The sequence below is a fragment of the Bartonella henselae str. Houston-1 genome, assembly GCF_000046705.1.
Taxonomy (GTDB): Bacteria; Pseudomonadota; Alphaproteobacteria; order Rhizobiales; family Rhizobiaceae; genus Bartonella; species Bartonella henselae.
Genome location: NC_005956.1, coordinates 1,630,927 through 1,650,852 on the forward strand (window position 1 = coordinate 1,630,927; position 19,926 = coordinate 1,650,852).

The 19,926-nt window shown below is 40.0% G+C and carries 19 protein-coding genes, 1 other RNA gene and 3 pseudogenes; 14 read left to right on the plus strand and 9 right to left on the minus strand.

Going from position 1 to position 19,926, the window contains the following annotated elements; translation table 11 throughout:
* Window positions 1–1,317 precede the first annotated feature (1,317 nt).
* Window positions 1,318–1,644: a helix-turn-helix domain-containing protein gene (locus AYT27_RS09450; protein WP_011181199.1), complete on the plus strand. Its 327-nt coding sequence runs from the start codon at window positions 1,318–1,320 to the stop codon at window positions 1,642–1,644.
* A gap of 294 nt (window positions 1,645–1,938) precedes the next feature.
* Here AYT27_RS09450 and AYT27_RS07295 read toward each other — a convergent pair whose 3' ends face one another.
* Window positions 1,939–2,283, minus strand: a complete 345-nt coding sequence (locus tag AYT27_RS07295; RefSeq protein ID WP_011181200.1) for a hypothetical protein — start codon at window positions 2,281–2,283, stop codon at window positions 1,939–1,941.
* A 279-nt stretch (window positions 2,284–2,562) separates the two neighbouring features.
* On the opposite strand from AYT27_RS07295, the gene AYT27_RS07300 reads away from it, so the two are divergent.
* Both AYT27_RS07300 and AYT27_RS07305 read left to right on the plus strand, forming a co-directional pair.
* Window positions 2,563–2,937, plus strand: coding sequence for a hypothetical protein (locus AYT27_RS07300; protein ID WP_011181201.1), 375 nt, complete (start codon window positions 2,563–2,565; stop codon window positions 2,935–2,937).
* 354 nt (window positions 2,938–3,291) lie between these two features.
* Window positions 3,292–3,465, plus strand: a complete 174-nt coding sequence (locus AYT27_RS07305; RefSeq protein WP_197537102.1) for a type II toxin-antitoxin system RelB/DinJ family antitoxin — start codon at window positions 3,292–3,294, stop codon at window positions 3,463–3,465.
* 773 nt (window positions 3,466–4,238) lie between these two features.
* Here the strand turns inward: AYT27_RS07305 and AYT27_RS07310 are convergent.
* The 4 genes and pseudogenes from AYT27_RS07310 to AYT27_RS08860 form a co-directional block, all read right to left on the minus strand.
* Window positions 4,239–4,466 carry a HigA family addiction module antitoxin gene (locus tag AYT27_RS07310; RefSeq protein WP_011181202.1) on the minus strand — a complete coding sequence of 76 codons (228 nt, stop codon included), beginning with the start codon at window positions 4,464–4,466 and terminating at the stop codon, window positions 4,239–4,241.
* Window positions 4,467–4,482: 16 nt separating this feature from the next.
* Window positions 4,483–4,605: pseudogene (locus tag AYT27_RS09455) on the minus strand (type II toxin-antitoxin system RelE/ParE family toxin); the annotation flags it as partial.
* An 18-nt stretch (window positions 4,606–4,623) separates the two neighbouring features.
* The gene (locus AYT27_RS09460; protein WP_223396400.1) at window positions 4,624–4,776 is read right to left on the minus strand and encodes a hypothetical protein; all 153 of its coding nucleotides are present in this window, start codon (window positions 4,774–4,776) and stop codon (window positions 4,624–4,626) included.
* Window positions 4,777–5,000: 224 nt separating this feature from the next.
* Entirely contained in the window at window positions 5,001–5,138 is a 138-nt protein-coding gene (locus AYT27_RS08860) for a hypothetical protein (protein WP_155245675.1), read from the minus strand.
* Window positions 5,139–5,869: 731 nt separating this feature from the next.
* On the opposite strand from AYT27_RS08860, the gene purE reads away from it, so the two are divergent.
* Window positions 5,870–6,367 carry a 5-(carboxyamino)imidazole ribonucleotide mutase gene (gene purE / locus AYT27_RS07320; RefSeq protein ID WP_011181203.1) on the plus strand — a complete coding sequence of 166 codons (498 nt, stop codon included), beginning with the start codon at window positions 5,870–5,872 and terminating at the stop codon, window positions 6,365–6,367.
* Here purE and AYT27_RS09465 read toward each other — a convergent pair.
* The gene (locus AYT27_RS09465) at window positions 6,305–6,532 is read right to left on the minus strand and encodes a hypothetical protein (protein ID WP_223396459.1); all 228 of its coding nucleotides are present in this window, start codon (window positions 6,530–6,532) and stop codon (window positions 6,305–6,307) included. The two genes, purE and AYT27_RS09465, sit on opposite strands and share 63 nt — an antisense overlap.
* Before the next feature lie 16 nt (window positions 6,533–6,548).
* Here AYT27_RS09465 and AYT27_RS07325 point away from each other — a divergent pair, with 16 nt between their 5' ends.
* Window positions 6,549–7,619 carry a 5-(carboxyamino)imidazole ribonucleotide synthase gene (locus AYT27_RS07325; RefSeq protein ID WP_236087025.1) on the plus strand — a complete coding sequence of 357 codons (1,071 nt, stop codon included), beginning with the start codon at window positions 6,549–6,551 and terminating at the stop codon, window positions 7,617–7,619.
* A gap of 1,070 nt (window positions 7,620–8,689) precedes the next feature.
* Here AYT27_RS07325 and AYT27_RS07335 read toward each other — a convergent pair.
* Window positions 8,690–8,971: a hypothetical protein gene (locus AYT27_RS07335; RefSeq protein WP_034448284.1), complete on the minus strand. Its 282-nt coding sequence runs from the start codon at window positions 8,969–8,971 to the stop codon at window positions 8,690–8,692.
* Window positions 8,972–9,342: 371 nt separating this feature from the next.
* Between AYT27_RS07335 and ykgO the strand changes: the two genes are divergently transcribed.
* The 3 genes and pseudogenes from ykgO to AYT27_RS07350 form a co-directional block, all read left to right on the plus strand.
* Window positions 9,343–9,468, plus strand: a complete 126-nt coding sequence (gene ykgO, locus AYT27_RS07340; RefSeq protein ID WP_011181208.1) for a type B 50S ribosomal protein L36 — start codon at window positions 9,343–9,345, stop codon at window positions 9,466–9,468.
* Window positions 9,469–9,580: 112 nt separating this feature from the next.
* A complete protein-coding gene (locus tag AYT27_RS07345; RefSeq protein WP_011181209.1) occupies window positions 9,581–10,378 on the plus strand; it encodes a tetratricopeptide repeat protein in 798 nt (265 codons plus the stop codon).
* Between the two features lie 8 nt (window positions 10,379–10,386).
* Window positions 10,387–10,667: pseudogene (locus AYT27_RS07350) on the plus strand (hypothetical protein); the annotation flags it as partial.
* Window positions 10,668–10,781: 114 nt separating this feature from the next.
* On the opposite strand, the gene AYT27_RS08865 reads toward AYT27_RS07350, so the two are convergent.
* Window positions 10,782–10,937 (minus strand): resolvase fragment-like protein, encoded by a 156-nt coding sequence (locus tag AYT27_RS08865; RefSeq protein ID WP_011181210.1) that lies wholly within the window; start codon window positions 10,935–10,937, stop codon window positions 10,782–10,784.
* A gap of 256 nt (window positions 10,938–11,193) precedes the next feature.
* Between AYT27_RS08865 and AYT27_RS07355 the strand changes: the two genes are divergently transcribed.
* From AYT27_RS07355 to AYT27_RS07380, 6 genes and pseudogenes are all read left to right on the plus strand, one after another.
* Window positions 11,194–11,652 carry a helix-turn-helix domain-containing protein gene (locus AYT27_RS07355; RefSeq protein ID WP_011181211.1) on the plus strand — a complete coding sequence of 153 codons (459 nt, stop codon included), beginning with the start codon at window positions 11,194–11,196 and terminating at the stop codon, window positions 11,650–11,652.
* A gap of 353 nt (window positions 11,653–12,005) precedes the next feature.
* Window positions 12,006–12,464, plus strand: coding sequence for a helix-turn-helix domain-containing protein (locus tag AYT27_RS07360; protein ID WP_011181212.1), 459 nt, complete (start codon window positions 12,006–12,008; stop codon window positions 12,462–12,464).
* Between the two features lie 461 nt (window positions 12,465–12,925).
* Window positions 12,926–13,318, plus strand: a pseudogene (locus AYT27_RS07365) (helix-turn-helix domain-containing protein).
* A 681-nt stretch (window positions 13,319–13,999) separates the two neighbouring features.
* A non-coding RNA gene (gene ssrS / locus AYT27_RS07370) (6S RNA) lies at window positions 14,000–14,161 on the plus strand.
* A 1,014-nt stretch (window positions 14,162–15,175) separates the two neighbouring features.
* On the plus strand, window positions 15,176–15,784 hold the full coding sequence (locus tag AYT27_RS07375) for a 5-formyltetrahydrofolate cyclo-ligase (RefSeq protein ID WP_034448520.1): 609 nt from the start codon (window positions 15,176–15,178) through the stop codon (window positions 15,782–15,784).
* An 18-nt stretch (window positions 15,785–15,802) separates the two neighbouring features.
* Entirely contained in the window at window positions 15,803–16,624 is an 822-nt protein-coding gene (locus AYT27_RS07380) for a TIGR00282 family metallophosphoesterase (protein WP_011181215.1), read from the plus strand.
* A gap of 1,978 nt (window positions 16,625–18,602) precedes the next feature.
* Here AYT27_RS07380 and murA read toward each other — a convergent pair.
* A complete protein-coding gene (murA, locus tag AYT27_RS07395) occupies window positions 18,603–19,898 on the minus strand; it encodes a UDP-N-acetylglucosamine 1-carboxyvinyltransferase (protein ID WP_011181216.1) in 1,296 nt (431 codons plus the stop codon).
* Window positions 19,899–19,926 lie beyond the last annotated feature (28 nt).

The following is a 19,926-nucleotide window of genomic DNA, read 5'->3' on the forward strand; positions in this document are numbered from 1 at the left end:
CACAATTATATTGTGTTCTCTTTATGACTATAGAAAATACAACAAAACAGAGAGGCTGCTAAAAGTGAATTTCAAAGCAAAGCATCTCAGCATGCGCTTACTTTTTCATGAAGCAAAAGAGCGTATTTTCACCCTAACCCTGAAAGAATTATCTAAACGACAAAATAATCATCATTCACTAAATATTGAGATTTTTATTCTCTCTTTTCACAACACACTCTTCTTATTCTTGCCACAAAATTCCCCTTCTCACCAGCTAAGTGATGGTTTAAATTGTAACGCCTATTTTCTGCCCTTTTAGAAAACAAAAAACGGTAAGAATTTCTGAAGGTCTTACAAAAAGATGGGTTTGTGCCTCTGAAATCTCGCAGAAGAAAAAATCAGAATGAAACTTCAAGGAAAATGAGGAAGGTATTAGAGAAAAAACCATTTACGCTAAGAAAGAAGGAGATATTTTAACCACATAGCTCTAACAGCTGTTCAGCTTTCACCCTCCATCTCTCATCCTCCATCTTTCACCCTCCACCCCTCATTCTCCACCCCTCATTCTCCACCTCTCATCCTCCATCTCTCATCCTCCATCTCTCATCCTCCATCTCTCATCCTCCATCTCTCATCCTCCATCTCTCATCCTCCATCTCTCATCCTCCATCTCTCATCCTCCGCCTTTCACTCTCCACCCCTCACTCTCCACCCCTCACTCTCCACCCCTCATTCTCCACCCCTCATTCTCCACCTCTCATCCTCCATCTCTCATCCTCCATCTCTCATCCTCCATCTCTCATCCTCCATCTCTCATCCTCCATCTCTCATCCTCCATCTCTCATCCTCCATCTCTCATCCTCCATCTCTCATCCTCCATCTCTCATCCTCCATCTCTCATCCTCCATCTCTCATCCTCCATCTCTCATCCTCCATCTCTCATCCTCCATCTCTCACTCTCCACCTCTCACTCTCCACCTCTCACTCTCCACCTCTCATCCTCCGCTTCTCATCCTCCACCCCTCATCCTCCAGCGATCACTCCCTCATTCAAAAATTGTAACTTCAAAAACTGTTCTAATTGTTATTGTAAATCCTCTGAAATTCCTTTATGACTTAAAAGATGTTTTGGTCGCATACGCAACGACCAATAGGGATCTAAAAACCCTAAATCCGAGCGTAAAAATGAACCCACTGATGTGGGTGTCCCGGAATTCCGGGAGATTTTGCTATGTCCAGGTGCTACAAGCACTAAAAGCAAAAAGCTGACTCGGATTCAGTATTTTCAAGCTCCCGGAATACCAATGCGAGGGCGCTTGCAACCGGCGGGGGGAAGATGCAAGCGAGAAATCTTCATCAAGCAAAAAATCTTCATAATGACATTTTCGTGGGCAAAAAAATTCGTTTTCGGCGAAAAATGCTGAAAATGTCTCAAAAAACATTGGCTGATCACTTGAGGGTAAGTTCCCAACAAATTCAAAAATATGAAACAGGATTAAATCGTGTGAGTGCAGGGCGTTTAAAGGAAATTGCTGATAGAGTAAAAACATTTTTTGATGATTTGAGTGGAGGCTTTTCAATATTTCTCAATGCCTCAGTATCTGTGCGCCTCAGCTATCCGTGCCATTTTTTTAAGGAAGGAAGAAGCACCTGTTTTTATTGAAAAAATGAAAAAGGACGAAGTTATTACGGTGTCCAGAATAAAACTTCCTCACAAAAAAGCTAAGAGATAAAAAGATTCCTTGCTGCCTTTTTCACCAAAAAGAAGAGTTCCCACTTGATCGCTTTGGTCAACATGTTACCTGCTATCATAGCTGATATATCAGGTAAATACGCCACTTGATCTGTTTTTCCAAGACCTAAACCGCTAAAAACAAGGGCGTTCCCTTACGAAAAAGTGCATCTCGCACAACAAGATGCACTTTCTTTATCAAGAGTCGTTCTCTCTTTACTACTTTTAATTAATAAAGCATGACATCCATTTTTGACCGCTATATTCCTTAGGGTCAAGATCTCTACAACCATTCCTCATTCCCATAGCCCTAAGAATTGCATGATACTTTTTTTGAATTTTAAATTTATTATTGTCATATGTAAAGAGGTTCTTTCTTTCAGGAACAATGATTTCTTGAAGAATCTTTTTCTCTCTGTCTCCAAAACCATTTTTTGTTACAAGTTGCCCGACTATCGCATCGCTCTTAGTTCCCCAGCCATTCCCCACTGGCAGTGCATTAGCCGTTACCGGAGATAATACTGAAGAAAAAATAGAAAACAAAGTTGCAGTTAAAACAATACGTTTCATGAGATAAATTCCCTTATTAATAATTAAATTTATAAATGATCTCTGCTATGAAACAAAGCAGTGCACATTTTGTGTTATTAACATTTTAGTTATTTTTGTGTTGTACACATTTTGGTTATAATTGTCAACTTTTTATTCTGATTATACCTTTAAGCTTCTCACCGCCCCCTTATTACACCTTTTCTTCTCGTAACCCATTTGTCATTGTCGATTTGGAAAATACGGCATCTCGTTTAACTAGCTATAACTATCAGTCAGTCTGATTTCATCATTATTCCAATGAAGGAACAGCAACAAGATGCTTTCGCCACCATTGAGATTATCAAAGAAATTCATCGAGACATGAAAACTGTACACCGTTCTATTGCTCACGCTGTTTTATTTACTCAGTCTAAAGTTGTTACCAAGTCTAGAACTTCTCACTTTGTATCATATAGAAATCACCAAATTGATACCTTCGAAACTGAAATCAACGAATGTGATGTATTCTCAGCGATTTTTGCAACTGGAGATTTTCATCGTGACCTCAATGCAAAGGAAGTCAATGATCTTAACGCTGTAATGAGTAATTTTGAAGTATGCGCTACAGAAGTTATTAAAAAACTGAGAGATAATCAGACCAAGAAAGAAAATAACGTCATGCATTACACTTAAGAACGCACTTTCTATGCTTTGTTGAATCAAGATTGCACAGAAAGATTGAACAATCTACACACAGAAAAAAATATTAAACCAAAATCAAAAAATGAAACAATTCTTTAGTTTCAATCAGAATTAAATCAATTTTTGAAAAATTTAAAAACGTCAAAATTTTCAAATAAATTTGCTTAACAAAACGAAAAAGAAAAAGGCATTCTTAAAAAGTAGCTCAATTAAGCCATATGATAAAAGGAAATCAAAGGAGGTTTATAAAGTATAGCAATGGCTTCAAAAGATGTTATGTGAATACGCATAGACAAAAATTAAAAAAAAGAAGCACATGAAATATGAGGCGTTCTAAGACTTACAGTGTCTGATTTTAGAGGGATTGCTTTTACTAAAATTATTAGTGAAGAAAGATTGCCGTTTGAAATGCATATTCCTAATACAAAAACGCTTAAAACTTTTGAAAAAACAGACAAAGGTGAAGATATTTTTTATGCAAAAGATATAAAAGACTTGTTTAAACAACTCAATATTTAATTATGCGTTCAGTTAACTATTCTGGTAAGTTTAAAAAGAGCGAAAAAATGCGGAAAAGATATGTATAAATTAACAGAGGTTATGCAACTTCTGATCAAATAAGAAGAAATTACCAGACATATAAAAGATCACGCTTTTTGCAAGGAAATTGGAAGCCCACGTGGTAATCTTCATAGAGAACCAGATTGATTGTTAATTGATCCAGATTCGTTTGTTAATTGATAATGTGAGTGATGAACATGTTCATTGTGATAGAACAGGAACATATTCTAATTTGTTTAAATGAATTTAATCGAATCCCTGTAAAATAAAAATTGATTTATTTAACGATGATAAATTGTTTATTTTTTTAAGCTTGCTTTCTTTTGTATAGGTTGGTCACTACAGCACTATATGAGGGCGCGCTCCCTTCCCTATAGGTCGCTTCGCTTGTGAAATGAGAAGCTTTCCGCCTCTTAAAACTCTCTGTCCGCTCACCAAAATCATGAAATCATGACCCGTATTTGTTGAGAGATTTAATAAGCCTTGGTGAACTCATAAGGCTTGATTGTTAAAGTTAAAACAACCCCTTACAGAGCGCTTGACGCCATCCTGGGACCTAGAACCGTAATGCGTTATTGAGTCTTTCACACGCGACTGCGAAATCATGATTTTCTAGGGAGGGGCTCATAATGGCACCTTAAGAAAGTGTTACACAATACGATATGAAAGGTACTAGCGTGAATGCATAGAAAGTGGATCTATCTTAGCTTGTTTATGTTTTAGAGCTTGCGCTAAATCATAATTTGCATAGCAAGCCAACAAGCACGAGCTGTACTTACACCAGCCATTTCAAGCTGAATAGCGAGATGAGCACTAATAGCGGCTTTTCCATTTAAAACTCTAGAAAACGCGACACGAGACATACCAAGACGTGCAACTGCTTCAGTAACAAACAAACTAAGTTCTTTAATCACATCTTCACGCAATAATTCGCTGGAATGTGGAGGATTTTTCATCATTGTTTAGCCCTCCTTTTTAGTGATAATTTAGATAATCGACCATTTCGACATTTATGCCCTCAAAGCGGAATATTATGTGACAATTTCCATTTACAGTAATCGACCAATAACCCTTAAAATCACCCTTTAACGGATGGAGCCGAAAGGATGGATAATTTCAATCATTTGATGCTATAGCGACTTCAAGAGCAGCGAAAATACGCTTTAGTTTTTTAGGATGGGCAGTTATAATCTGTTCGGTCGTACCAGTATTATAGGTACCAGTATTACAGGGGGTTTTAAGCCTTTTATGTTTAAAACTTAAAATCATGATTTATCATATATCGATACAAGAAATTCATTTTTACTCTGAATATCATAAATACCAATAATAAAGCTGCATTTTTCTGTGACACGGCTTTTTCTCTTTAAAAACAAGCGCTTCTCTTGCCCATTATATACGCTGCTGTAGCGACAATATTATCGCCATCATAACCCATTAGTGTCAATTATAAACCTCAAACGTTGTATGAACAAATTCTATTCTTATTAATTTTACATTCGCATAAGCTTTATCTTGAAGTTTACATAACCAGAAATTTTAGCATTATCATAAACAGAGCCATAGATTCTTGCATAGCCACTCACTGTAGCCTTACCATAAACATGGGCCTCCTCCATAAACCATGGCATTCTTCCCAACCCAACAATCACCCTACTGTGCTAATTTTTTTTACCTTATGTATAACTTAAATTGAAAACACAGGTTAATTTAACCTACCGTATAAGGCACTTTTTCTAAAACCTTTCTATTAACCTCAGTTGTTTTTTTACCATTCTATTTTCTTCTATTTTAAACAACTGAAGTTTTCAAAAGATGCTAAACCTCAATTCTATTGATAAAGAAAAAAGTTTAAAATAGTCAAAAACAACGTTTTTTCGGTATTGTTCTTTTGATCTAATATAAGGAGTGGCAACGAGAGGCTTGTCATTGAAAACAAAATTGCGATGAACAAAATAGCAAGCTTTACAGGCTGTTTTGCAATGATCTTGACGTTTTCTCGTTTAGCCAAATCATGCGAAAATATCGACGATACTATCATCAACGAAAGAAATTGATTTTAAAGAAATCAAACAAAACACTGCAAAACGAGCAGAGCATTCCCAATCCATTTATATTCAAGCTCATAAAAGCAATGCATAGCTTTATAAACGAGCTGTTCTCAATATTTTGCTCCTCATATTTACCATGAAGACTCCTTATTATTTATTTTGTCTTACAATCTATATCTATAGCCCACCTTAAAAGAAGGCGAAATTGAAAAAAACTGTTGTTCTGTCATCAATTAACTTTGCAAAAAGCCTGTAAGGCTCTTAAAAAATAAGGAGAGAGAATCGCCTTGAACACTTGAAAAGGATGGAGAATGATGAAAGAATCATGTGACGTAGCGATTTTAATGGGCAGTCAATCGGATTGGCAAACGATGCGCCATAGTTCAGATATTTTAACCTGTCTTGGTATTTCTCATATTGCACATATTATCTCAGCCCACCGAACTCCTGAACGACTTTACCAATTTGCAAAAGGAGCAAAAGCAGCAGGTTTCAAAGTTTTGATTGCCGGAGCTGGCGGTGCAGCGCATCTTCCTGGTATGCTAGCAGCACTCACACCGCTTCCTGTTTTTGGAGTTCCAGTGCACTCACAATCTCTCTCTGGTCAAGATTCTTTGCTTTCAATTGTGCAAATGCCGGCAGGAATACCGGTTGGCACGTTAGCAATTGGCAAAGCAGGAGCTATTAATGCAGCACTTTTAGCAGCAGCAGTAATGGCAGTTTATGATAATCATTTGGCACAACGGTTAGACGATTGGCGTCAGCAACAAACAGCCAGTGTCGCGCAAACGCCTGCAACTGAGGTTTAAAATGACAGACTCTTCTAACATTCTGCTTTCACCCAGCATATCCGCTTCATCCAGCATATCCCCTTCACCCAACGCATCCCCCTCATCCAGCGCATCCGCTTCATCCAGCATATCCGCTTCACCCAGCATATCCGCTTCATCCAGCATATCCCCTTCACCCAGCATTCTTCCTTCAGGAAGCGTGATCGGTTTAATAGGTGGAGGACAGTTGGCGCGCATGTTAGCCATAGCGGCAGCAGAACTAGGATTTCGAACAGTTGTTTTTTGCCCTGAAACGGATTGTCCAGCATCACAAACAACAAACGATCATATTGTTTCACCCTATGATGATGACTCAGCCTTAGATCGTTTTATATCTCTGTGTGATGTTATAACCTATGAGTTTGAAAATCTTTCCCTTCAAATGATTCAATATGTAGAGAAAAGCAAGCCGGTTTATCCCTCTTCGAAGGCATTAGAGTTTACACAAGATCGGCTTTTTGAGAAGCAATTTTTGCAAGAGCAAGGGATCAAAACGGCATTATGGCATGCTGTTGATGATATGTCTTCTCTAGTCTCAGGACTTTCCAAGTTAGGCGGTCGTGGTCTTTTGAAGACACGACGTTTTGGCTATGATGGAAAAAATCAGATGATGCTTAATCATCCCAATGAAGAAACCCTAGAGAAAGCATTCACGGCTTTTAAGGAACAGGCATCGATTTTGGAAGAAATTGTTCCTTTTTTATCGGAGATTTCTGTTCTCTCGGCACGCACGAAACAAGGGGAACATATTTTTTATGATTGCCCTGAAAATCAGCATCAAAACGGCATTCTTCACAAATCATTTGTTCCATCCCGTATTCCGCTTTCGGTGCAAAAGGCAGCGCAAGAAATAAGTGCAACGGTTATGGATGCCTTGAATTATGTAGGTGTTCTTTGCATTGAATTTTTTGTCTTAATGGATGGGAGCCTTTTAGTAAATGAATTAGCGCCTCGTGTTCATAACTCTGGCCACTGGACGCAAAAGGCGTGCGTAACTTCACAGTTTGAACAACATATCCGTGCCATTTGCGGTCTTCCTTTGGGGAGCACATACCGGCACAGCAATTGCGAGATGACCAATCTTCTTGGCAGCAATCTGCAAGATTTCAAATATTATCTCACACAAGAGCGCACATCGGTCCATTTATATGGCAAAAGCCTTTTGCAACCGACACGCAAAATGGGGCATGTCATCCAATTAACGGGACCAGTGACTAAATACAAACAGTAACCCCAAGCAGGAATCCCCAAGCAGTGACCTATGTGAGAAAGAATATATTTCATCACACTGTTTGAACACAGGGGAACAATTCTCAAGACTCCCCATACGCTTGCTTTTGATGCGCAAGGGAAGACGCAAAACAGCAGCGCAACTTCCCAAGAGCACCTTCAAGCATTGCCCATAAAAGTTTTCTGTCAAAACACTTCATCAGATACAGCACTCGCAATATCACTCCACCACCTTTTTAAGAATAACATCCTAGAACCTTTCTTTCAGAGCATCCCGCCTCAAACAGCCCTCACACCTCCCCAATGCCCCCAGAACAGATCCTCCTCGAGAAGCTCTTTTCCAAAAACCTCCTCACACCTCATCAGCGCTCCTCTTGATGCGCACAAAGTGCTCCTTATCCGCAAGCTTTTCTCAGCACTCTGAGCGACTGAGAGAAAATATACAAAATACCGCCCTCCCCTCAAAACATATTCCTAAAAACACCCCTAGAGCATTCCCCCCTCAAACAGCTTCTCACCCATCCCCTGAAACATCCTCCAGAGCCTCATATCACCACCTTTGGCAATACATAACAGATCACCGCGACTTGATTGCAAAGTACAGAGAAACAAAACCATAGCTTTTTCCAAACGTAACAGTGCTCAATCCTGCGAAAAAACCTGATAAAAGCACACATCCTTTCTCAAAACAAACCAGAACCTTTGCAAGGGCATCATGATGGGCAGGAACATCGATCACCCCTATCACGCCAGCATCCAAAAAAACCTTGCCCCCAACAAGCCCTCACACCTCGCCGATGTCCTCAGAACAGATCTTCCTCAAGAATCCTTCTCCAAAAACCTCCTCACACCTCATCAGCGCTCCTCTTGATGCGCACAAAGTGCTCCTTATCCGCAAGCTTTTCTCAGCACTCTGAGCGACTGAGAGAAAATATACAAAATACCGCCCTCCCCTCAAAACATATTCCTAAAAACACCCCTAGAGCATTCCCCCCCTCAAACAGCTTCTCACCCATCCCCTGAAACATCCTCCAGAGCCTCATATCACCACCTTTGGCAATACATAACAGATCACCGCGACTTGATTGCAAAGTACAGAGAAACAAAACCATAGCTTTTTCCAAACGTAACAGTGCTCAATCCTGCGAAAAAACCTGATAAAAGCACACATCCTTTCTCAAAACAAACCAGAACTTTTGCAAGGGCATCATGATGGGCAGGAACATCGACCACCCCTATCACGCCAGCATCCAAAAAAACCTTGCCCCCACACACAGCCCTCACACCTCCCCAATGCCCCCAGAACAGATCTTCCTCGAGAAGCTCTTTTCCAAAAACCTCCTCACACCTCATCAGCGCTCCTCTTGATGCGCACAAAGTGCTCTTTATCGGAAACTCTTTTCAACATCCTGCGTGTATGAGAAGTTATAGGGAATTTGTAAGAGATAATCCCTTGACAAAAATAAGACTTCTTGTTAGAAATAAGATAGTTTTTTTTGCAATTTTCACTTATTCGTTGTGCTAATGAAATGTGTTAATGCGTGCCTTATTAAAGGTGCGTTTTTCTTTTGTGATTACAATGAAAAAGTGCATAACAAGATGTTATGACGCAATCACAGTTTTAAAGTGCAATGTTGTTTTTACAGCACGCGACTATGAGAGTGAGATTATAACCTTGAAGTTATGACATTGCGTTAGAGAGATATCTATCAACGGTGAGTATGATGAAAATTAAAAATTCGCTTAAAGCACTGAGGGAACGCCACCGTAACAATCGTTTGGTGCGTCGCAAAGGTCGTGTTTATATCCTCAACAAAACGAACCCACGTTTTAGAGCACGTCAGGGCTGATGGTTTTTGTGCCTGCTTTTTTGCAGGCATTAGACCTTTTTGGTCTTTTGGAAGTTTGTTTTTGCATTTCTAATCGGTTGGTTGATCCCTCATTTTTTGAGGACATGTTTTTATGAGGTTTTTTGTTTTTTTAAAAACTTTACAATCCCGTAGCTTTTGTATTTTCCAACAAAGTTTTTTGCTTTTTTTTACCAGTTTTTTTATTATTTTTGTAAGCAACCTTTGTTTTATTTCTCGCGGATACGGGCAAAATCCTCCTTCACTTCCTGCGGAACCTCCTTCTCCACAATTGCTTTTGCCCTTGGATGATCTGATCCCCAATGATCCTTCCTCAGCACCAGCTGAGCCTAATTCTGATTCGGCAGCGACCATTCTTGAAGATTTTGATGCTGTTCACCAATCTTATGCCCAGAGAACTGAACAACGAAAAGAAGCAGAAATTTTACGCTTACTTAAAGAATTGAAATTTTGTGCCGATGTTGAGAAAGCAAGAAAGATCAGTCAGCAACTTCAGCGTTTATGGTCACAATCAGGCAGTGAGACGATTGATCTTTTGATGTTATGGGCAGAAAATGCTATCAATGCTGACAATTATGGTCTTGCTCTTGATTACATTGACAATGCTCTTGCACTTTTACCAACTTACGCTGAAGGCTGGATAAGACGTGCTTGGGTGCATATTCAACTGAGTGATTTTAAACTTGCCATGCTTGACCTTAATCATGCTCTAAAACTCGAACCGCGCAATTATATAGCATTTTTTGAGCTTGGAATTACTATGGAAGCAACAGAACGTCCAAAGCTTGCACTTAAAGCTTATGAAACGGCACTGGAATATTATCCGCAAATGCAAAAGGTACAAAAGCGCATTGAAGAACTTTTAGACAAGCAATCACCGCAGGCTCTTTAAACTTACCCCTGAAAACTAGTGATAACACCCTTACGCTCTTACCAACTTACGCTGAAGGCTGGATAAGACGCGCTTTTGTGCATATGCAACTTGAGTGATTTTAAACTTGCCATGCTTGACCGTAACCCATGCTCTAAAACGCGAACCGCGCAATTATATAGCATTTTTTGAGCTTGGAATTACTATGGAAGCAACGCAACCGCCAAAGCTTGCACTTAAAGCTTATGAAACGGCACTGGAATATTATCCGCAAATGCAAAAGGTACAAAAGCGCATTGAAGAGCTTTGAGATGAGCAATCACCGCAGGCTCTCTGAATTCTTTAGAGAGATCTGTCGTTTAAACCTGCAATAAGTCGCAAAAGAGAGAACTGTTTTCTTCTTGATTATTTTGAATGAAATTCTTTATTTCATCAGTGAGAGAGTCATCTCTATTTTAGGATAGGGTTTTCTACCAAATTTTATACCTGATGCCATAGCAGCGGTGCACCCATCATTGGTCCGCTCCAAAATACGTGCAGGTTCAACCTCTGTTACAACAGCTAAAATTTGAATGACCATTTCTCCTCTTGTATCTCCGGTACGATGTATCTTCGCTACGATGTCTCTCTGCTACGATGCCTCTGCGGTCTTTAGAGCATTTTCGAAAACAAAGACTGTTTAAATTTTCATTGCTAATATTCTAAGATTATTTTATTAATGAGATGTTTTTGGTCGGTTACGCAACGATCAATAAGGGAAGTAAAGCCCTAAGTTCTAAAAAAATTAGCTCATTATGTGAGCTTTCCCGGATTCCGGGAGTTTTTGCCATGTCCAAGTGCTTCTCAGCACTAAAAGCAAAAAGCTGATTAGAACTCAGTACTTTACTACTCCCGGAATACTAATGCGAGGGCGCTCGCACCCGGTGGGGGACTTTAAAGTGCAAAACAAAAATCCGCATTTTAATGATATTTCTGTAGGCAAGAGAATTCGTTATAGAAGAAAGATGCTAGGACTTTCTCAAAAACAGTTAGGCCACTCCTTAGGAGTCACTTTCCAACAAATTCAGAAATATGAAAAAGGAATAAATCGTGTAGGAGCAGGACGTTTACAGGAAATTGCCACTCTATTGGATGTTTCTATTTCCTTTTTTTATGCGGATATTTCAACAAAAGAACATGTTTCATACCCTCGTAATAAAGGAATATCGAACAAAGAAGAAGATTTCCTTTTAAAAAGTTTTAGAGAACTTAAACCGAAAAAACAGAAGGCAATTTTGTGCTTGCTTTCCGATTAAAATTTTTAAAATCCGCTTTTTATAATAAGAAACTCTCCACCTTTCAAATTCTCATATCTGCTCCCATATACGTTCAGATGCAGCTTCTACTGCTGCAACCAATGAATAAGCATTTCTCCTCTTGTATCTTCGCTACGATGTCTCTCTGGTACGATGTCTCTGCGGTCTTTAGAGCATTTTCGAAAACAAAGACTGTTTAAATTTTCATTGCTAATACTCTAAGATTATTTTATTAATGAGATGTTTTTGGTCGATTACGCAACGATCAATAAGAGAAGTAAAACCCTAAATTCTAAAAAATTAGCTTATTATGTGAGCTTTCCTGGAATTCCGGGAGTTTTTGCTATGTCCAGGTGCTTCTTAGCACTAAAAGCAAAAAGCTGATTCGGATTCAGTATTTTCAACCTCCCGGAATACCAATGCGAGGGCGCTCGCACCCGGTGGGGGACTTTAAAGTGCAAAACAAAAATCCGCATTTTAATGACATTTCTGTAGGCAAGAGAATTCGTTATAGAAGAAAGATGCTAGGACTTTCTCAAAAACAGTTAGGCCACTCCTTAGGAGTCACTTTCCAACAAATTCAGAAATATGAAAAAGGAATAAATCGTGTAGGAGCAGGACGTTTACAGGAAATTGCCACTCTATTGGATGTTTCTATTTCCTTTTTTTATGCGGATATTTCAAAAAAGGAACATGTTTCATACCCTCGTGATAAAGGAATATCGAACAAAGAAGAAGATTTCCTTTTGAAAAGTTTTAGAGAACTTAAACCGAAAAAACAGAAGGCAATTTTGTGCTTGCTTTCCGATTAAAATTTTTAAAATCCGCTTTTTATAATAAGAAACTCTCCACCTTTCAAATTCTCATATCTGCTCCCATATACGTTCAGATGCAGCTTCTACTGCTGCAACCAATGAATAAGCATTTCTCCTCTTGTATCTCCGGTACGATGTATCTCCGGTACGATGTATCTTCGCTACGATGTCTCTCTGGTACGATGTCTCTGCGGTCTTTAGAGCATTTTCGAAAACAAAGACTGTTTAAATTTTCATTGCCAAAATTCTGAAATTGCTCTATGGATGGGTCTGTGATTTTGATCGTCTACGCAACGATCAATAGGGATCTAAAAACCCGAAAACTCGATACATAAAAATCGATCCCACTGATGTGGGTATCCCGGAATTCCGGGAGATTTTGCTATGTCCAGGTGCTTCTTAGCACTAAAAGCAAAATGCTGATTTAGGTTCAGTATTTTCAACCTCCCGGAATACCAATGCGAGGGCGCTCGCACCCGGTGGGGGACTTTAAAGTGCAAAACAAAAATCCGCATTTTAATGATATTTCTGTAGGCAAGAGAATTCGTTATAGAAGAAAGATGCTAGGACTTTCTTAAAAACAGTTAGGCCACTCCTTAGGAGTCACTTTCCAACAAATTCAGAAATATGAAAAAGGAATAAATCGTGTAGGAGCAGGACGTTTACAGGAAATTGCCACTCTATTGGATGTTTCTATTTCCTTTTTTTATGCGGATATTTCAAAAAAGGAACATGTTTCATACCCTCGTGATAAAGGAATATCGAACAAAGAAGAAGATTTCCTTTTGAAAAGTTTTAGAGAACTTAAACCGAAAAAACAGAAGGCAATTTTGTGCTTGCTTTCCGATTAAAATTTTTAAAATCCGCTTTTTATAATAAGAAACTCTCCACCTTTCAAATTTTTTGGTCCGCTCCAAAATACGTGCAAGTGCAGCTTCTACTTCTGTAGCCAAAATTTGAATGAGCATTTTTCTCCATTCGTCAAAACACCCAAACAACAGCAAATACTTGAGATGTAAGCTTTAATGTGCCTCATATCATTGGTTATGATGGACAATATTTTACGGCACGAAGGATAAATAGAGACGACTGTGTGCCATTCAAAAGTTTGTTTCATAAATCTTTAACAACCTTACCCTTACGATACAGTTGCATAACGATATTAACCCTTAAAGCTTCAAATATAAAAGAAAGTCCACTCTTAGGTCAGGCTCGCACAAAAGAGCGCACATTATACAATTGACTCTTAAATGGAATAGATTCAACTGCGTGTTTAATAAGCAATGTAAGACTTCTTAAAGACTACAATCTTCTCTCACCCTACTTCTTTTAATTTCCAATAAGAGGTTACATATGCTGTGTTTTTTAGCCAAGGATCATGCTATGGATGAGACTTTTATCAATGCATTCTAAGTATTCACTCTTTGATTTCCATTTTGAAAAAATAATGGCAAAGAAAGTATAAGAAAAGAATTGCATGCAAGGTCATTTTCTCTCTAGCCGAAGATTTCAAACTGTTTTATAATGAAAATGGTGTTCTGCGCCTCTCGACAGGAAATAACATATTCCTGAGACCTTAGTGATTTCCAAGGGAGCTGTCCCTGATTAAGCTCGTGGGCTTTTTCATATGGCGCCCACCTATTTATATAGGTTCCCAGGGATCAACTTTTTCCATCGGTTGTTGTGGATCACCACTTGCTTGCACAAATGCAACAAGATGCTATCATCCTTTGAAGCTACCCTCGATTAAGCTCGTGGGCTTTTTCATAGGGCGCCCACCTATTTATATAGGTTCCCAGGGATCAACTTTTCCCATCGGTTGTTGTGGATCACCACTTGCTTGCACAAATACAACAAGATGCTATCATCCTTTGAAGCTACCCTCGATTAAGCTCGTGGGCTTTTTCATAGGGCGCCCACCTATTTATATAGGTTCCCAGGGATCAACTTTTTCCATCGGTTGTTGTGGATCACCACTTGCTTGCACAAATACAACAAGATGCTATCATCCTTTGAAGCTACCCTCGATTAAGCTCGTGGGCTTTTTCATAGGGCGCCCACCTATTTATATAGGTTCCCAGGGATCAATTTTTTCCATCGGTCGTTGTGGATCACCACTTGCTTGCACAAATACAGCAAGATGCTATCATCCTTTGAAGCTACCCTCGATTAAGCTCGTGGGCTTTTTCATAGAGCACCCACCTATTTACATAGGTTCCCAGGGATCAACTTTTTCCATCGGTTGTTGTGGATCACCACTTGCTTACACAAATGCAGCAAGATGCTATCATCCTTTGAAGCTACCCTCGATTAAGCTCGTGGGCTTTTTCATAGGGCGCCCACCTATTTATATAGGTTCCCAGGGATCAACTTTTTCCATCGGTTGTTGTGGATCACCACTTGCTTGCACAAATACAACAAGATGCTATCATCCTTTGAAGCTACCCTCGATTAAGCTCGTGGGCTTTTTCATAGGGCGCCCACCTATTTATATAGGTTCCCAGGGATCAACTTTTTCCATCGGTTGTTGTGGATCACCACTTGCTTGCACAAATACAGCAAGATGCTATCATCCTTTTGGTGGGGAAAAAATCACTCTGATCTTTTTAAAAGATTTGTGAGAGCTCTCCTTAGAGTAGCTGATTTATTGTACCTTTTCACCCTTTATGGAATGCTTTATCACCCTTTATGAAATGATTGACGAAAGAATGACCCAAGACACAAAAACCACGCAATCTCTCTCATCGGTTCGCGCACAGTTACGCAAGAGCGGCTTATCCAAACGCGATGCACTCTCAGCACAAGAGCGCGATGTTTTTTCGCAGCAAGCCTGTTCTCATCTAATGCATGTCCTTGAACAAAGAGGGGAAGATTTTTCCCGTATGATTCTAGCGGGTTATTGGCCAATCAAATCAGAAATCGACCCACGTCCTTTATTCGATTGCATAAGAGTACGTGGTGGAAATTTAGCATTACCGGCAGTGCTTGATTCCACGACCATGGTTTTTCGTACATTTTCACAAAGCACAGTTTTAGAACCTATGCACTTTGGCACATTGGGTCCTGGTGCAGAAAATACAGTTGTTATTCCAAGCGTTATTCTTGTGCCTCTTTCAGCGTTTGATAGCCAATGTCACCGTCTTGGTTATGGAGGAGGCTACTATGATCGCGCTGTTGAAATTCTTCAAAAACAAGGGCATCAAATTGCTCTATTGGGCTTAGGCTTTTCATGTCAGGAAGTTTCCTCCATTCCCCATACAGAACATGATCTAATAGTAGAGGGAATTTTTACAGAAAAAGGTTTCTTAAAACGTTAAAATATGATTAAAACGCTCATGCGTTTTTTATTTTTAGGTGACATTGTTGGAGAAACGGGCTGTAACGCTGTTTTTGCAAAGCTTCCAGGGCTTGTTAAAAAATGGCAACTTGATTTTGTTGTTGTGAATGGCGAAAACGCTTCTGGTGGTTTTGGGATCACGCAAGAGACTTATCAAGATCTTTTAATGGCAGGTGCTGATGTTGTAACCACAGGGAATCATGCTTTTGCACGCAGAGAAATAATACGCTATATGCATGAGAATGATCGTTTTTTACGTCCAGCCAATTTTTCTAAGGAGACACCAGGAAGAGGTTCAGGCGTTTTTACAGCAAAGAACGGAGCACGTGTTCTTGTTGTGAATCTTTTAGGACGTATTTTTATGCCGTGCAAAGTTGATGATCCCTTTGAAATAGCTGAGAAGATTCTTCTGGCGTGCTCTTTGCAAGAACAAGCAGATGCGATTATTTTTGACTTTCACGCAGAAACGACGAGTGAGAAGCAATGTTTTGCTCATTTTCTTGATGGTCGTGTCAGCGTTATTGTAGGCACCCATACGCACACTCCAACAGCTGATGCGCAAATTTTAGAAGGTGGCACTGCTTATTTATCGGATGCGGGAATGTGCGGAGATTATAATTCGTCTCTTGGAATGGATAAGGAAGAACCATTACACCGTTTTCTTTATAAGAAGAAGCAAGACCGTTATGAGCCAGCGCGAGGTCCTGCAACGCTTTGCGGTTTAGCGGTTGAGATTTCAGAGAAAACAGGTTTAGCAGAAAAGGTCTCACCGGTACGGATTGGTCCGCATTTGAAACCTGCAAGTCCAGATTTTTGGTAACCCCCCCATTATTTCCATCACCCTCTTCGCCCCTTTTAAGGGTTCGGGGTTGTCCCTGTCCTGTGTAGTTTTTTCAAACTCTTTCCCCCTTTGACTAAACACTGCCCCTCGAAGAAATTATCCCTCAAAGAGCCCCCTTCATCCCCTTTCAGGGGTTTGGGATTATCCCCCTGTCTTAGTGCAGTTTCTTTAAGCTCTCTTCTTTGATTAAGCACTTTCCCTCGAAGAAGGTCGCTCTAATAAGCGTTTTCCCCAATAAGCGTGCTCCAGTGAGGCCTTCCCTTGAAGATGAGGCAGCCTTTTAAGCAAGCTTTTAAGCAAGGTTATTGCGGTGGATGATCATCCGTCAGATTTCCACCTTTAAAAACGGTGTTCAAGAAAGAGAAACTCGAAAAGAAAGCTTCTTAAAAGGAGGGGCTCAGGAGTCTGCGTAAAAGGGGCTTTCTCACCTCCACAATATGTCTCATATGCCTTGAAAAGGTGGCTCCTCGTAAAAAGATTCTCTGAAGAAAAGTTCCAAAAGCTGCCTTCATCCCCATCACTCCCTTCAGGGGATCAAGGGTATATTTTTGTTCCAGTATAGTTTCTTCAAGCTCTCTGTCCTTTGACGAAACACTGCCCCTCGAAGGGGTGATCCTTCAAAAAACGTTGCCGCAAAGAAGCTATCTCTCAAGGAACTAAGTCTCCAAAGTCTCTTCACAAGGTAAGAAGAGACCCTAAAGCAAGAAAACACCCCAAGAAGTTTCATTTACAGGATCTCAGCTTTCTCATACAAAGAAACTTCCTCGAAGATTTTTTTCTTGCAGATAATCGTAACTTGTCAGCAAATTTTATAGGAGTGTATTTTTTAAAGGTCTTTCAAACGAAATTTGAGAAGACTTTTTTTTAATCTTAAAAGACTTTCCGCAACCTTCTCTCCTTTTTTGCCATTAAATTCTAACTTTTGTAATTTTAGGTCTTTTTTTGATTTTTTACTCTCTAAATCCAATTTGAGAAATAATTAAAAACAATGAATTACCACATATCTTTCATGCCAGCTTTTCCTCCTTAGTACAAAACGCCTTTAAAACCATAATGGGATGGGATACGGAAAATCCTCATCAAAAGAGCGCCCTTCAAAGGAAACACTCCTGAAAAGCTTCATTCCCCGAAATGCTCTGCTAGAAAGAATTTTTTTCCCAAGATTCTCCTTGAAGAGGTTGTTCAAAAAGCACAAATTCCGAAAGGAAATTTCTCCCAAAGACAAGGAGACACAGAAAGAGATGCCCAAAAGCAAGAGAGCGCTGAAGAGAGTCCTTTTGAAAAAGCCTTTCTAAAGCCCCTATACTCGAAGGAGTTTTCGTTCCAATTCTCCAACAGAGGTAACAAAAAAACATTTCATAAAAAAACTGTCTAAAGAAGCACTCTTTTTGGCTGCTTCACCTTCAAAGGTTAGTCCTCTTTGAAGGATCACCCCTTCGAGGGGCAGTGTTTCGTCAAAGGACAGAGAGCTTGAAGAAACTATACTGGAACAAAAATATACCCTTGATCCCCTGAAGGGAGTGATGGGGATGAAGGCAGCTTTTGGAACTTTTCTTCAGAGAATCTTTTTAAAAAGAGCCACCTTTTCAAGGCATATGAGACATATTTGGGGTAAGAAAGCCCCTTTTACGCAGACTCCTGAGCCCCTCCTTTTAAGAAGCTTTCTTTTCGAGTTTCTCTTTCTTGAACACCGTTTTTAAAGGTGGAAATCTGACGGATGATCATCCACCGCAATAACCTTGCTTAAAAGCTTGCTTAAAAGGCTGCCTCATCTTCGAAGGAAAGCCTCGCTGAAGCATACTTATTGGGGAAAACGCTTATTGGAGCGACCTTCTTCGAGAAATAAATTCTTTAGAAGAAAAGTCATCGAAAGTAGGAGAGAGAGCTTGAAGAAACGACACCTAAACAAGGAGAACCCTCTACCCCCCGAAGGGGGGTGAAGAGAGTAGAGAGGAAATTATACTGTGATGCGTTGAATGGTAGCCCCACAGCGTGCTAATTTTTCTTCCAACCTTTCAAACCCACGATCAAGATGATACACGCGATTAACGGTCGTTTTTCCCTTTGCAGCGAGTGCAGCAATCACAAGAGAGACAGAAGCACGCAAATCGGTTGCCATTACCGGCGCACCTTGTAGGTGCTCTGTTCCAAAGACGGTTGCCGTCTGACCATCGAGCTTTATTTGCGCACCCAAACGATTGAGTTCCTGCACATGCATAAAGCGATTTTCGAAAATTGTTTCGGTAATATGAGAGATTCCCTGAGCGCGGGTCATCAGAGCCATGAATTGGGCTTGGAGATCCGTTGGAAAAGCCGGATAAGGACCTGTTTTAATATCAACGGGCATTATTTTTGTTTGGCGTAAATTTCTTTTAAGATGAATTCCTTGAGGTTTGATTTCGATATCAAGTCCAGTTTTTTGGAGGATCTCAAGCACTTGTGTAAGATGGTGAGGGTTAGCATTTTTGAGCATCACATCCCCCCCAGTCATAGCAACAGCCATTGCATAAGTTCCGGCTTCAATTCGGTCAGGGATGACAGATATTCTTGCTCCGTTAAGTTTTTGAACGCCTTCGATGGTAAGAATTGTTGTTCCTTCACCGGTTATTTTTGCGCCCATTGCATTAAGGGCTTGAACAAGGTTTGTCACTTCAGGTTCACAAGCAGCATTTTCGAGGACGGTTTTTCCATTTGCGGTTACAGCAGCCATGATCATAACATGTGTTCCGCCGACAGTGACTTTAGGAAAACGATAGTGCGCACCTTTTAATCCTTTTGGGACCTTAGCATGGACATATCCATTTTCGATAGTAATACGTGCGCCTAAAGTTTTGAGCCCCTCGAGGATAAAATCAACGGGTCTTGTTCCGATAGCGCATCCTCCTGGCAGTGAAACATAGGCCTCTCGGCATCGTGCGAGCAGTGGGCCGATGACCCAAAAGCTTGCGCGCATTTTTCGAACGAGATCGTATGGTGCATATGTTGTGGTTATTTTTTGTGCCGTAAAATGAATTGTTCTTGAATGAACACATTCGGTATGGTTTTTTTGCCCATCGACAGCATATCCGACACCGTGATTATTGAGGATACGAATGAGCAGTTCGATATCAGCAAGATGGGGGATATTGTCTAAAGAAAGGGTTTCTTCTGTAAGCAAAGCAGCAATCATAAGAGGCAATGCAGCATTTTTTGCCCCTGAGATAGGAATGATACCTTTAAGTTTTTTTCCCCCAACAATTTCAATAGAATCCATAGAACTTTCCCTCTTTTGCTTTGCGTTT